This is a genomic window from Escherichia fergusonii ATCC 35469, assembly GCF_000026225.1.
GTDB lineage: Bacteria > Pseudomonadota > Gammaproteobacteria > Enterobacterales > Enterobacteriaceae > Escherichia > Escherichia fergusonii.
The window spans coordinates 4029332-4042099 of record NC_011740.1 but is presented as its reverse complement, the minus strand read 5'-3'; the positions used below and the strand labels follow the sequence as shown (position 1 = coordinate 4042099).

Genomic DNA, 12768 nt, shown 5'->3' with positions numbered 1-12768 from the left:
GCTTACCCTGCTGCCTGCATAGTGGCCCACCAGTCGGCATCAGCTTCGATCTCGCCTTGCTGATTAACGTGGGGGTAAGGTAGGCCTTTGCGTTTTGCGACTTTCGCCAGCACCGGATAGCCGCCTTCAAACAACAGCCGTTGTTGCTCCGCTTCCGGCAACATGCTGTTTTCCCGCAGATACATGCCTGCGTTTTGCCGCTGGCGCTGGGCTTCGTAAAGAATAAGGGCTGAGGCAACGGAAACATTCAGCGACTGCACCATGCCGATCATCGGAATGATGATGTCCTGATCCGCCAGGGCTAACGCTTCCTGCGTGATACCCGTTTTCTCCTGTCCCATCAAAATACAGGTCGGGCGGGTGTAATCAATTTCGCGGAAATCGACAGCGTTATCAGAAAGATGTGTAGCCAGAATCTGCATGCCCTGGCCTTTCAGATGGGCGACGGCATCGCCAATGGTACGGTGCGTTTTTACCTGTACCCAACTGTTGCTGCCAGCCGCAGCCGAAGCCATGGTGCGCATCCGGCTGCCAGGCCAGACGGCATGAACTTCATGTACGCCAACAGCATCTGCGGTACGAATAATCGCAGAAACGTTATGTGGTTTGTGGACCTGCTCCATGCAGACGGTCAGATCAGGCTGCCGCCTGGCGAGCATTTCGCAGATGCGTGCATAACGTGTTGGGTTCATAAAACATTAATTTCGGTTTCGGGTGACTTTAATCACGTCTGGCATCACGCGGATTTTGCGCATGATATTCGCCAGATGCACACGGTCACGGGCGGTCAGACGAATAAAGGCGCTGTAGACGCGACCATCCTTTTCTTCTGTATTCAAACTTTGAATATTGGAGTTGGTCGTATTGATCGCTGCCGTCAGGTTAGCTAATGCCCCCTGATGATTGAACATCTCCACTTTGATCTCGGTGATGAACTCCTGTGCCGTCTCTTTATCCCATTCTACAGCCATAAATTTCTCTGGCTCTTTCTGGTAGCCACGGATGTTACGGCAGGATTCATGGTGGATCACCAGACCTTTACCGGGGCTGACGTGAGCGATAATCGGATCGCCAGGAATGGGGCGGCAGCATTTCGCAAAGGTGATCAACACGCCATCAGCACCTTTAATCGGCAGATGCCCGTGGCTTTGAGTCACCGGCGGAATGGAGGCGTCCCCATGTTGCAGATTTTTCGCGACCACCACGCTCATCGCGTTGCCAAGACCAATTTCCGCCAGCAGATCGTCAAGCGTTACCAGCTTCATGCGGTCCAGCTCGCGCTGAATATTTTCCGGCGGGATTTCATTGAGCTTACGGCTGCCACCCAACGCGTGATTGAGCAGACGACGGCCCAGGCTTACAGAATCATCACGCTTGAGGTTTTTCAGCAACTGACGAATTTTGGCGCGCGCTTTCGAGCTAACGACAAAGTTCAGCCATGCGGCATTCGGGCGAGCGCCCGGTGCGGTAATGATTTCAACGGTTTGGCCACTGGAGAGCGGCTGCGACAGCGGGTAAGGCTGACGGTCGACGCGAGCGCCCACGCAGGCATGACCGATATCGGTATGCACCGCATAAGCGAAGTCGACGGGCGTTGCACCGGCAGGCAGCTCTACAATGCGCCCTTCCGGTGTGAAAACGTAAATCTCATCCGGGAAGAGATCGGATTTAACGCTCTCGATAAATTCAAATGAGCTACCGGCACTCTGTTGCAGCTCCAGCAGGCTTTGCATCCAGCGCTGGGCGCGAATTTGTGCGGTAGTACTGGTTTCGCCGTGCTCTTTATAAGCCCAGTGCGCGGCAACACCCATCTCTGCCATCTGATCCATATCTTCGGTACGGATCTGGACCTCAACCGGCACGCCGTGCGGGCCAATCATCGAGGTGTGCAAAGACTGATAGCCGTTCGCTTTTGGAATGGCGATGTAGTCTTTCACGCGACCCGGACGCGGCTTATACAGGCTGTGCATTTGGCCGAGCACGCGATAACAGGTGTCGGAATCATTGACGATCACGCGGAAGGCGTAGATGTCCATGATTGAGTGAAAACGCTGCTCTTTGAGCACCATTTTGCAGTAGATCGAATAAAGATGCTTCTCGCGACCACTGACGCGGCACGGTATTCCCGCTTCCTGCAAACGCCCTTCGATTTCCGAGAGGATTTTTTGGATCATCTCTTTACGGTTGCCACGCGCGGCTTTCACCACTTCTTTAATCACGCGGTAACGGTTGGGATACAGCGCTTCAAAACCCAGCTCTTCGAGTTCGGTTTTAATGTGGTGGATACCTAAACGGTGTGCCAGCGGGCTGTAAATTTCGAGTGTTTCACGGGCGATGCGGCGACGTTTGTCCGGGCGAAGTGAGCCCAGCGTGCGCATATTGTGGGTACGGTCAGCAAGTTTGATGAGAATGACGCGGATGTCCTGCACCATCGCCATAATCATCTTGCGAAAGTTTTCGGCCTGCGCCTCTTTCTTATCGCGGAACTTGAGTTTATCAAGCTTTGATACCCCCTCTACCAGTTCGGCGACGCTTTTACCAAAAAGCTGTTCCATGTCCTGGTAGGTGGCGGGTGTATCTTCAATCACGTCATGCAGCAGTGCTGCCATTAGCGTTTCATAGTCGAGTTTCATCTCGGCCAGAATGCAGGCAACTGCCACCGGGTGCGTGATATAGGGTTCACCGCTTGAACGTGTTTGCCCCTCGTGAGCATCACGTGCAACGAGATACGCCTGCCGCAGACGCTTGATTTGGTCTTCCGGCAGGTAGTTTTGAATCAGCTGATTCAGGCTTTCAAACAGATACAAGGGCGACCCGCTTTGTGATTAACGACGACCTTCAGCAATAGCGGTAACGGCTTGTAATTCAGCGGCTTCCTGCTCTTGCTGTTCCTGGCGTTCGCGAACGTCGAGGATCTGGTTGTTGATCAGACCTTCTTCGATTTCGCGCAGCGCGATTACTGTGGTTTTATCGTTTTCTTCCGGTACCAGCGGATCCTTTCCGCCTACCTGCATCTGACGAGCGCGACGCGCGGCGACCAGTACCAGGTCAAAACGGTTACCAATTTTCTCTACAGCGTCCTGAACAGTTACGCGTGCCATACTTAAAAAGCTCCACAGGTGAAGAAATGACTGGGCATGATACTGAAATCAGGTTCAGTCTGCCAACAATTTGCTGATTAAAGCGTCATGACGCTGCTTTTGGCGGCTCATGCGCAGACGTTCGGCGCGAATAATGGTCTTCAAATCGGTCAACGCGGTATCGAAGTCATCATTCACAATCAGGTAATCATATTCGGCGTAATGGCTCATTTCTGCAACAGCTTGCGCCATACGCTTTGCAATGACCTCTTCGCTGTCCTGACCGCGACCGCGTAGACGGCGGTCCAGTTCAATTTTGGACGGCGGTAAAATAAAGATACTCCGCGCGTGCGGCATCTTCTGGCGAATTTGCTGCGCGCCCTGCCAGTCGATATCGAGAAAAACATCGACACCGGTCGCCAGTACTTGCTCAATGGCCTCACGCGAAGTGCCATAGTAATTACCAAAAACTTCTGCGTGTTCCAGGAACGCATCTCTGCTAATCATTTCTTTAAATTCATCATGATTAACAAAGAAATAATGTTCACCGTGGACTTCACCAGGACGCGGTTGGCGTGTGGTGTGTGAAACAGAAACCTGGGTGTCATACAACGGTTGGGTTTTTAATAAAGCCTGAATCAGGCTGGATTTACCCGCGCCACTGGGGGCAGAAACAATATAAAGCGTGCCTTGAGCCATGAGTATCTTTCGTATGTGATTAGCGAAATAAAGCCTACATACGAGCTTATTATACACGGCGCGGCCATGTGACGTAGCCCTTGCTCACACTTTTTGCGCAAAGTTGTTGCGTTTTGCGAACCTGTTTCCTGAATTCCCGCCTATTTTCTGCAACAGCGACGATTCTTCGGAAGCAACATCTCGCTCTGGATTTTTACCGCTCGGTTTTGAACGCTTCAGGTTGTATACCTACCAGGCAAAACAGCGGAGGTAAAAATGAAATTATGGATAACGCTCTTACTTTGGATTTTATGCTGCATGTCTTCAGCTCAGGCGGTATGCCCGGATTGGCCTCCGGCCCGTGCTAACGAAGAGATCTCCCGCTTACAGCTCCAACTTAAGCAGTGGAGCGATACCTACTGGAAAGAGGGAAAAAGTACGGTAGAGGATCACGTTTACGACCAGCTCAGTGCCCGGTTGGCACAGTGGCAACGATGCTTTGGTGATAATGCTGACAGTGAAACGATGATGCCGCCGATTAGTGGCACTGTGATGCATCCTGTTGCTCATACTGGTGTCCGTAAACTGGCAGATAAAAATGCTCTTCAGCAATGGATGCGTGCACGTCGTGACGTTTGGGTACAACCCAAAGTGGATGGAGTTGCGGTTACGCTGGTTTATCGCGATGGAAAACTGAACCAGGCAATTAGCCGTGGTAATGGTTAGAAGGGTGAAGACTGGACACAACGGTTACGCCTCATCCCGTCAGTGCCACAAAACGTGAGTGGACCATTGGCAAACAGCACCTTACAGGGCGAAATATATTTACAGCGCGAAGGGCACATTCAGCAGCAAATGGGGGGAATGAATGCGCGTTCGAAAGTTGCCGGGATGATGATGCGCCATGGGAATACCGACACTCTCAATTCTCTGGGTGTTTTTATCTGGGCGTGGCCTGATGGTCCACAGTCGATACCAGAGCGTTTACAGATATTGACTGCTGCAGGATTTATTTTGACGCAGCAATATACCCGTGAAGTAAATAGTGCCAGGGAAGTTGAACAAGTACGCAGTGAGTGGTGGAAAACAAAACTGCCCTTCGTGACAGATGGTGTGGTGGTACGTGTTGGTAAAGAACCAGATTCCCGACACTGGCAGCCCGGACAGGGTGACTGGCTGGCAGCATGGAAATATCCGCCCATTGCGCAAGTTGCCGAGGTAAATGCCATTCATTTTACTGTGGGCAAGAGTGGCAAAATCGCTGTTGTGGCATCGCTGGCTCCGATCAAGCTGGATGATAAACGGGTCCAGCGGGTAAATATCGGTTCTGTCAGACGTTGGCAGGAGTGGGATATTGCGCCTGGTGATCAGATCCTCGTCAGCCTTGCCGGGCAGGGTATTCCTCGCATTGATAATGTGGTCTGGCGCGGTACAGAACGCACAAAACCGACACCACCAGAAAACCGCTTTAACTCGTTGACCTGCTACTTTGCTTCTGATGTTTGTCGGGAACAGTTCATTTCACGCTTAGTCTGGCTGGGGTCAAAACAGGTTCTGGGGCTGGATGGAATTGGTGAGGCGGGCTGGCGCGCGCTGCATCAGACTCATCGCTTTGAGCATATCTTTTCCTGGCTTTTATTAACGCCAGAGCAATTACAGAACACGCCGGGGATCGCGAAAAGTAAAAGCGCACAGTTATGGCATCAGTTTAATCTGGCTCGTAAGCAGCCATTTACCCGCTGGCTGATGGCAATGGGAATACCACTAACCCAGGCTGCATTAAAATCTCATCTCTTTGATTCATGGCAGCAAGTTATGAGTCAAACAAAACAAGACTGGCAACAGTTACCTGGTACAGGTTCCCGACGCGCCAGTCAGGTTATTAAATGGCGGGATGATTCAGATATTAGTGTGCTGAGCAGTTGGATGTCTGCTCAGCAGATTCCGGGCTTTGCCCCTTAGTGGCCTTCGTGGCTGTAATAAAAGACGGGTAACCCCAACTTAAAACGCAGTGCCAACAGGCGGGCTACAAATCCGAACAGCAAAGTGGAGATAATCACCACATCATGGTCGGCAACATAGTGTTGTAGCGCGATATACAGGACGGCAGAAGCAAAGGAAATACCGGCATATAATTCTTTCTGGAATACCAGCGGGATGCGTTTACAGAACATATCACGCAGTACACCACCAAACACACCAGTGGTTACAGCAGCGACAACTGCAATGACAGGGCCATGGCCCATATCCAGTGCAACCTGTGCGCCGATGATAGAAAAGACCACTAGCCCGAGCGCATCGAGCACCAGAAAGACTTTGCGTAAGTAAGGCATCACGGGAGCAAAGATAGTGGTTAACACCGCAGCAGTAGCGACGATAATCACATATTCCGGGTGTTTGACCCAGCCGAGCGGATAATGGCCCAGCAGAATATCGCGCACGGACCCTCCGCCAATTGCGGTAGCAGTCGCAATAATAATTACGCCAAATGTATCCATGCGCCGCCGTCCGGCCGCCAGCGCCCCCGTCATCGCTTCGGCGGTAATGCCGACCAAATACAAAATGTGTAACAGCATGGGCTCCCCCTGATTTACTGCACGGAAGAGTAGCGATTTGCGCGCACTGTCACGATTGAGATTTTTTAAGGTGAGAATGAATTGATAATTTGTAGTTATGTGAAATTGCTATTTTCTGTAGTGTGAATGCATTTTTCTGATTTTGTGATAAGTAAAATGCATTAGAAAAAGTATGGAGCAATTAAATGTGAGGACGAAATTATATGCGTAGCGCCGCTGTAATTAACAACGGCCTACGGAGATATGTTGTTTACTCGATATTCTGAATCTGCTCGCGCATCTGCTCAATCAACACTTTCAGCTCGATGGCAGAGTTTGTCACTTCGGCATTGATAGACTTCGAAGCAAGAGTGTTCGACTCGCGGTTGAACTCCTGCATCATAAAGTCCAGACGACGGCCAACCGCTTCTTTTTTCTTCAGAATGTTGTAGGTCTCTTTAACATGCGCTTCGAGGCGGTCCAGCTCTTCGGCAACGTCAATTCGTTGTGCCAGCAGAACCAACTCCTGCTCCAGACGGTTGTTTTCCAACTGAACCTGAGCATCTTCCAGCTTCGCGACCAGACGCTCACGCTGCCATTGCAGGATTTCCGGCATATGGGCGCGGACTTTGACCACTTCGGCGGTAACGCCTTCCAGACGCTGCTCGATCAATGCTTTCAGCGCCTGACCTTCGGTTTCGCGCGCGACGATAAAGTCATCCAGCGTACCATCCAGCGCCGCGAGAATTTCAGCAGCAATCGCGTCGAGATCCTGCTCCTGGGCTGCCATCACGCCTGGCCAACGGAGAATATCAACCGGGTTGATTTCCCCTTCGTCACTCTGCATTTTTACCCAGTTCGCGGCAGTTACCAGCTGTTTAGCCAGTTTTTCGTTGAGGATCAGCTCACCTTGTGCGCTGACATCTGGCTCATAGCGCAGGGTACATTCCACTTTACCACGCGTCAGGCGAGAACGAATACGCTCGCGAACGACAGGTTCAAGGCTACGGAACTGCTCCGGCAGACGAAAGTAAGTTTCCAGATAACGCTGGTTTACCGAGCGCATTTCCCAGGTTGCGCTCCCCCATTCACCCTTGATTTCACGCCGGGCGTAGGCGGTCATACTGCGGATCATAGACGTTCCTGTTTATAAAAGGAGAGGTGGAAGGATTATAGCCATCGATGCCTTGTCAGGATAGGAATAACCGCCGGAAGTCCGTATAATGCGCAGCCACATTTGTTTCAAGCCGGAGATTTCAATATGCGTCCAGCAGGCCGTAGCAATAATCAGGTGCGTCCCGTTACCCTGACTCGTAACTATACAAAACATGCAGAAGGCTCGGTGCTGGTCGAATTTGGCGATACCAAAGTATTGTGTACCGCCTCTATTGAAGAAGGCGTGCCGCGCTTCCTGAAAGGTCAGGGCCAGGGCTGGATCACCGCAGAGTACGGCATGCTGCCACGTTCTACCCACACCCGTAACGCGCGTGAAGCAGCGAAAGGTAAGCAGGGTGGACGCACAATGGAAATCCAGCGTCTGATCGCCCGTGCTCTTCGCGCGGCAGTAGATTTGAAAGCGCTGGGTGAGTTCACCATTACGCTGGACTGCGACGTGCTTCAGGCTGATGGTGGCACTCGTACCGCGTCGATTACGGGTGCCTGCGTGGCGCTGGCAGATGCGCTACAGAAGCTGGTGGAAAACGGTAAGCTGAAAACCAATCCGATGAAAGGGATGGTAGCCGCGGTTTCTGTCGGGATTGTGAACGGCGAAGCGGTTTGCGATCTGGAATACGTTGAAGACTCTGCCGCAGAGACCGACATGAACGTAGTGATGACCGAAGACGGGCGCATCATTGAAGTGCAGGGGACGGCAGAAGGCGAACCGTTCACCCACGAAGAATTACTCACCTTGTTGGCGCTGGCCCGAGGGGGAATCGAATCCATTGTAGCGACGCAGAAGGCGGCGCTGGCAAACTGATTTTTAAGGCGACTGATGAGTCGCCTTTTTTTTGTCTGTAGAAAAGTAAGATGAGGAGCGAAGGCATGAAACCATATCAGCGCCAGTTTATTGAATTTGCGCTTAGCAAGCAGGTGTTAAAGTTTGGCGAGTTTACGCTGAAGTCCGGGCGCAAAAGCCCCTATTTCTTCAACGCCGGGCTGTTTAATACCGGGCGCGACTTGGCACTGTTAGGCCGTTTTTACGCTGAAGCATTGGTGGATTCCGGTATTGAGTTCGATCTGCTGTTTGGCCCTGCTTACAAAGGGATCCCGATTGCCACCACAACTGCCGTGGCGCTGGCGGAGCATCATGACCTGGACCTGCCGTACTGCTTTAACCGCAAAGAAGCAAAAGACCACGGTGAAGGCGGCAATCTGGTCGGTAGCGCGTTACAAGGACGCGTAATGCTGGTGGATGATGTGATCACCGCCGGAACGGCGATTCGCGAGTCGATGGAAATTATTCAGGCCAATGGCGCGACGCTTGCTGGCGTATTGATTTCACTCGATCGTCAGGAACGGGGGCGCGGCGAGATTTCGGCAATTCAGGAAGTTGAACGTGATTACAACTGCAAAGTGATCTCTATCATCACCCTGAAAGACTTGATTGCTTATCTGGAAGAGAAGCCAGAAATGGCGGAACATCTGGCGGCGGTTAAGGCCTATCGCGAAGAGTTTGGCGTTTAATAATATGCGTTGCGCAGGTTTTTTAGAGCGCGCAGCGTGATGCGCTTTAAGATATCGTGTTAATCTGCTTTCGCCAGCAGTGGCAATAGCGTTTCCGGCCTTTTGTGCCGGGAGGGTCGGCGAGTCGCCGACTTAACGCCAGTAGTTTGTCTATATACCCAAAGCCGCTTCATTGTACTTAAGTACGCTTCGCGTACGTCGCGCTGACGCGCTCAGTACAGTTACGCGCCTTCGGGATGGTTTGATGGTATTGCTGCTGTTGGCGCCTCTTTTGGCCGCCGTGATGTGGAGAGTGGAATGGATGCTACCCGGATAACCCTTCTGGCGCTCGATTTGTTCGGCTCGCCGGGCTGGAGCGCCGATAAAGAAATACAGCGGCTGTATGCGCTCAGTAATCATGCCGGACGCCATTACCGACGCATTATTCTTTCTAAACGCCACGGTGGTCAGCGGCTGGTGTTAGCCCCTGATTACTTGCTCAAAACCGTACAGCGCAACATTCTTAAGAACGTCCTTTCACAATTTCCACTTTCCTCTTTTGCTACCGCCTACCGGCCGGGTTGCCCAATCGTCAGCAATGCGCAGCCTCACTGCCAACAGCCGCAGATCCTGAAACTCGATATCGAAAACTTTTTCGATAGCATTAGCTGGTTACAGGTCTGGCGTGTGTTTCGCCAGGCCCAGTTGCCACGCAATGTGGTAACCATGCTGACCTGGCTTTGTTGCTATAACGACGCGTTACCGCAGGGGGCACCAACTTCGCCTGCCATTTCCAATCTTGTGATGTGCCGTTTTGATGAGCGCATAGGGGAATGGTGTCAGGCTCGGGGAATTACCTACACCCGCTACTGTGATGACATGACCTTTTCCGGTCACTTCAATGCCCGCCTGGTTAAAAATAAAGTGTGCGGATTGTTAGCGGAGCTGGGCCTGAACCTCAATCAACGCAAAAGCTGCCTGGTCGCGGCCTGTAAGCACCAGCAAGTAACCGGGATTGTTGTTAATCACAAACCACAACTCGCCCGCGAAGCGCGGAGGGCACTGCGTCAGGAAGTACATTTGTGCCAAAAATATGGCGTCATTTCGCATCTTAGTCGTCGTGGTGAGCTTGATTCTTCTGGCGATCTTCATGCACAGGCAACGGCGTATCTTTATGCTTTGCAGGGAAGAATAAACTGGTTATTGCAAATCAATCCTGAGGATGAGGGTTTTAAACAGGCGAGGGAGGGTGTAAAGCGAATGCTGGTGGTATGGTAAGAAAAGCGTCAGGCAGACGTTTCTGCCTGAACGTTTGGGAGAATTACTGCAACTGCGCGGCAATCAGCGGCCAGCGGGCGTCAAAATCATCTGTCGGGCGGTATTTAAATTCGCTGCGGACAAAGCGTGACAGCATACCTTCACAAAATGCCAGCAACTGGCTTGCCAGCAGTGTTTCATCGGTGGTGTAACCTTCACCCTCACGCATTCTCTTTTCACGCAATACCTGACGCAACTGCGCTTCAATACGCTCGAACAGTTGGTTGATGCGCCCTTGCAGGCGGTCTTGTTCAAACATCAGCGCATGCCCGGTAAGGATTCGGGTCAGGCCAGGATTACGCTCACCAAAACCGAGGAGCAACAACACGATCAGACGCAGGCGCGCTGTGGTGTCCTTCTCATCTTTCAGAATCAGATTGATGCGAGTAATCAGGCTATCTTCGATAAACTCAATCAGGCTATCGAACATGCGGGTCTTACTGGGGAAGTGGCGATACAGTGCCGCTTCGGAAACGCCGACAGAGGCGGCCAGTTTTGCCGTCGTGATACGTTGGCTTCCATCGCTGGATTCCAGCATCAGCGCCAGAGACTGAAGTATTTCTTCGCGACGGTTCCTTTTCGCAGTTTGTTTTTCTGCCATGTTACAAAATACCCCTGAAAATAAGCACTTGCCAGGCGGCACCCACGCTATGACCGCAAACGAAATGTTTGCGGCTATGTTATGACGTTATTCGGATGCGTATGTGTTACTGACGACCAGAGTGACCAAAGCCGCCTTCACCGCGGTCGGTGGCGTCGAAATCTTCCACCAGATTAAATTCAGCCTGTACTACCGGAACAAAAATCATTTGGGCGATACGTTCGCCAGGTTGAATGGTGAAGCTGTCCTGACCACGGTTCCACACAGAGATCATCAACTGGCCCTGATAGTCAGAATCGATTAATCCTACCAGGTTACCGAGCACGATACCGTGCTTATGTCCCAATCCGGAGCGCGGCAGCATCATTGCCGCCAGTGAAGGATCGGCAATATGAATCGCCAGCCCGGTCGGAACCAGCGTAGTGTCACCCGGAGCCAGTTCTACGGCGTCGTCGAGACAGGCACGCAGGTCAAGTCCGGCAGAGCCAGAGGTGGCATAAGTCGGGAGCGGAAATTCCTTCCCAACGCGCGGGTCCAGAATCTTAACGTCGATTTTTTTCATCATAACGGGTCACGATCTCGTCGAGTAATAATTGGCCAAGGAGCTCTTTGCGCTCAAGCGGTAAGACTTTATCTCCGTCCTGCCAGAAAAGGTGTAATGCGTTGTTGTCGCTGTTAAATCCTTGAGTTGGCTGAGAAACATCGTTCGCACAGATCAGATCAAGGTTTTTACGGATACGTTTTTGCCGGGCGTATTCTTCCACATTATTTGTTTCGGCGGCAAATCCAACGACGTAGGGTCGATGGTCTTTTAGTGCGGCAACGCCTGCGACGATATCGGGGTTTTTAACCATTTTTATTGTTAATTCATCACCCTGCGTGGCCTGCTTTTTGATTTTCTCTGGGGCCACGGTAGCTGCGCGATAATCCGCCACGGCGGCGCAACCGATAAAAATATTTTGCTGCTGTACAGAAGCATTCACGGCCGCTTCCATTTCCAGCGCAGTCATCACATCAACACGTTTAACAAACGGTGGCGTCGGTAGTGAAACCGGACCTGATACCAGCGTGACGTTCGCGCCACGACGGGCAGCAGCAGCAGCGATAGCAAACCCCATCTTGCCGGAGCTGTGATTAGAGATATAACGCACCGGGTCAAGCGGTTCACGCGTCGGACCGGCGGTAATCATAATGTTCAGATGTTTCAGGTCGTTGACGGGCGAAAAATGGGCTACCGCCATATCCACAATGGTTAATGGATCGAGCATTCGCCCCGGGCCGATATCACCACAAGCCTGACTGCCGCTGTCTGGCCCCCAGATGAGCAAACCACGCGAGGCAAGCACCTCTAAATTATGCTGGGTGGCGGCGGCACGGTACATCTGCTGGTTCATGGCTGGCAGTACGGCAACAGGCGCAGGCGTAGCCAGGCAAATCGTTGACACCAGATCATTCGCCATCCCGGCAGCTACGCGGGCAATCAAATCAGCGGTGGCTGGGGCGAGAATCACTAAATCAGCCCATTTACCCAGCTCAATATGACCCATAGCCGCCTCGGCTGCTGGATCCAGCAGACTATCGGAAACGGGGTAACCAGAAACCGCCTGCAAGCTAAGTGGGGTGATAAAGGCTTTTGCCGCTTCGGTCATGACTACGCGGACGTCTGCTCCGCGATCGCGCAAACGACGCACCAGTTCAGGGGTTTTATAGGCAGCAATGCCGCCGCTAACGCCGAGAACGATTTTTTTACCGGCCAGGCTCATGATGATTTTTCCTGTTGGGTGACACCAGAAGTTGGCGATTTTATCACAATACTTTTGTTGTCGTGCCTTCACCTGAGAATCACTTTGCGAGGCGCTTTCCAGGATTGAAA

12 protein-coding genes and 1 pseudogene are annotated in these 12768 nt (G+C 52.0%); 4 read left to right on the top strand and 9 right to left on the bottom strand.

The window, feature by feature from the left end:
• Positions 1-2: 2 nt before the first annotated feature.
• From trmH to gmk, 4 genes are read right to left on the bottom strand one after another with little or no spacing between them, the layout of a single operon-like run.
• Positions 3-692 (bottom strand): tRNA (guanosine(18)-2'-O)-methyltransferase TrmH, encoded by a 690-nt coding sequence (trmH, locus tag EFER_RS19695; RefSeq protein ID WP_001070177.1) that lies wholly within the window; start codon positions 690-692, stop codon positions 3-5.
• 6 nt (positions 693-698) lie between these two features.
• Entirely contained in the window at positions 699-2807 is a 2109-nt protein-coding gene (gene spoT / locus EFER_RS19690) for a bifunctional GTP diphosphokinase/guanosine-3',5'-bis pyrophosphate 3'-pyrophosphohydrolase (RefSeq protein ID WP_000280470.1), read from the bottom strand.
• Positions 2808-2825: 18 nt separating this feature from the next.
• On the bottom strand, positions 2826-3101 hold the full coding sequence (gene rpoZ, locus EFER_RS19685; RefSeq protein ID WP_000135058.1) for a DNA-directed RNA polymerase subunit omega: 276 nt from the start codon (positions 3099-3101) through the stop codon (positions 2826-2828).
• A gap of 54 nt (positions 3102-3155) precedes the next feature.
• The gene (gmk, locus tag EFER_RS19680) at positions 3156-3779 is read right to left on the bottom strand and encodes a guanylate kinase (RefSeq protein ID WP_001295237.1); all 624 of its coding nucleotides are present in this window, start codon (positions 3777-3779) and stop codon (positions 3156-3158) included.
• A 255-nt stretch (positions 3780-4034) separates the two neighbouring features.
• Between gmk and ligB the strand changes: the two are divergent.
• A pseudogene (ligB, locus tag EFER_RS19675) lies at positions 4035-5720 on the top strand (NAD-dependent DNA ligase LigB).
• Here ligB and EFER_RS19670 read toward each other — a convergent pair.
• Together EFER_RS19670 and EFER_RS19665 are read right to left on the bottom strand one after the other, a co-directional pair.
• Positions 5717-6334, bottom strand: coding sequence for a trimeric intracellular cation channel family protein (locus tag EFER_RS19670; RefSeq protein ID WP_000924288.1), 618 nt, complete (start codon positions 6332-6334; stop codon positions 5717-5719). The pseudogene ligB and the gene EFER_RS19670 sit on opposite strands and share 4 nt — an antisense overlap.
• Positions 6335-6584: 250 nt before the next feature.
• Positions 6585-7448 carry a YicC/YloC family endoribonuclease gene (locus tag EFER_RS19665; RefSeq protein ID WP_000621336.1) on the bottom strand — a complete coding sequence of 288 codons (864 nt, stop codon included), beginning with the start codon at positions 7446-7448 and terminating at the stop codon, positions 6585-6587.
• Positions 7449-7574: 126 nt separating this feature from the next.
• Between EFER_RS19665 and rph the strand changes: the two genes are divergently transcribed.
• The 3 genes from rph to EFER_RS19650 all read left to right on the top strand — a co-directional run bounded on the left by rph (position 7575) and on the right by EFER_RS19650 (position 10255).
• Positions 7575-8291, top strand: coding sequence for a ribonuclease PH (rph, locus tag EFER_RS19660; RefSeq protein WP_001247093.1), 717 nt, complete (start codon positions 7575-7577; stop codon positions 8289-8291).
• A gap of 65 nt (positions 8292-8356) precedes the next feature.
• Positions 8357-8998, top strand: coding sequence for an orotate phosphoribosyltransferase (pyrE, locus tag EFER_RS19655; RefSeq protein WP_000806177.1), 642 nt, complete (start codon positions 8357-8359; stop codon positions 8996-8998).
• A 297-nt stretch (positions 8999-9295) separates the two neighbouring features.
• The gene (locus EFER_RS19650; RefSeq protein WP_000340180.1) at positions 9296-10255 is read left to right on the top strand and encodes a reverse transcriptase family protein; all 960 of its coding nucleotides are present in this window, start codon (positions 9296-9298) and stop codon (positions 10253-10255) included.
• Between the two features lie 43 nt (positions 10256-10298).
• Here the strand turns inward: EFER_RS19650 and slmA are convergent, their stop codons facing one another.
• From slmA to coaBC, 3 genes are all read right to left on the bottom strand, one after another.
• Positions 10299-10895: a nucleoid occlusion factor SlmA gene (gene slmA / locus EFER_RS19645; RefSeq protein WP_000818603.1), complete on the bottom strand. Its 597-nt coding sequence runs from the start codon at positions 10893-10895 to the stop codon at positions 10299-10301.
• A gap of 106 nt (positions 10896-11001) precedes the next feature.
• A complete protein-coding gene (gene dut / locus EFER_RS19640; protein WP_000976070.1) occupies positions 11002-11460 on the bottom strand; it encodes a dUTP diphosphatase in 459 nt (152 codons plus the stop codon).
• Entirely contained in the window at positions 11438-12658 is a 1221-nt protein-coding gene (gene coaBC, locus EFER_RS19635; protein ID WP_000050163.1) for a bifunctional phosphopantothenoylcysteine decarboxylase/phosphopantothenate--cysteine ligase CoaBC, read from the bottom strand. Before coaBC ends, dut begins: the two co-directional genes overlap by 23 nt.
• Positions 12659-12768: the final 110 nt, after the last annotated feature.

What these genes read in the sequence shown, in the direction of transcription:
- trmH (WP_001070177.1), bottom strand. Translation starts at nt 692, where the DNA reads ATGAACCCAACACGTTATGCACGCATCTGCGAAATGCTCGCCAGGCGG.
- rpoZ (WP_000135058.1), bottom strand. Translation starts at nt 3,101, where the DNA reads ATGGCACGCGTAACTGTTCAGGACGCTGTAGAGAAAATTGGTAACCGT.
- gmk (WP_001295237.1), bottom strand. Translation starts at nt 3,779, where the DNA reads ATGGCTCAAGGCACGCTTTATATTGTTTCTGCCCCCAGTGGCGCGGGT.
- EFER_RS19670 (WP_000924288.1), bottom strand. Translation starts at nt 6,334, where the DNA reads ATGCTGTTACACATTTTGTATTTGGTCGGCATTACCGCCGAAGCGATG.
- EFER_RS19665 (WP_000621336.1), bottom strand. Translation starts at nt 7,448, where the DNA reads ATGATCCGCAGTATGACCGCCTACGCCCGGCGTGAAATCAAGGGTGAA.
- rph (WP_001247093.1), top strand. Translation starts at nt 7,575, where the DNA reads ATGCGTCCAGCAGGCCGTAGCAATAATCAGGTGCGTCCCGTTACCCTG.
- pyrE (WP_000806177.1), top strand. Translation starts at nt 8,357, where the DNA reads ATGAAACCATATCAGCGCCAGTTTATTGAATTTGCGCTTAGCAAGCAG.
- EFER_RS19650 (WP_000340180.1), top strand. Translation starts at nt 9,296, where the DNA reads ATGGATGCTACCCGGATAACCCTTCTGGCGCTCGATTTGTTCGGCTCG.
- slmA (WP_000818603.1), bottom strand. Translation starts at nt 10,895, where the DNA reads ATGGCAGAAAAACAAACTGCGAAAAGGAACCGTCGCGAAGAAATACTT.
- dut (WP_000976070.1), bottom strand. Translation starts at nt 11,460, where the DNA reads ATGATGAAAAAAATCGACGTTAAGATTCTGGACCCGCGCGTTGGGAAG.
- coaBC (WP_000050163.1), bottom strand. Translation starts at nt 12,658, where the DNA reads ATGAGCCTGGCCGGTAAAAAAATCGTTCTCGGCGTTAGCGGCGGCATT.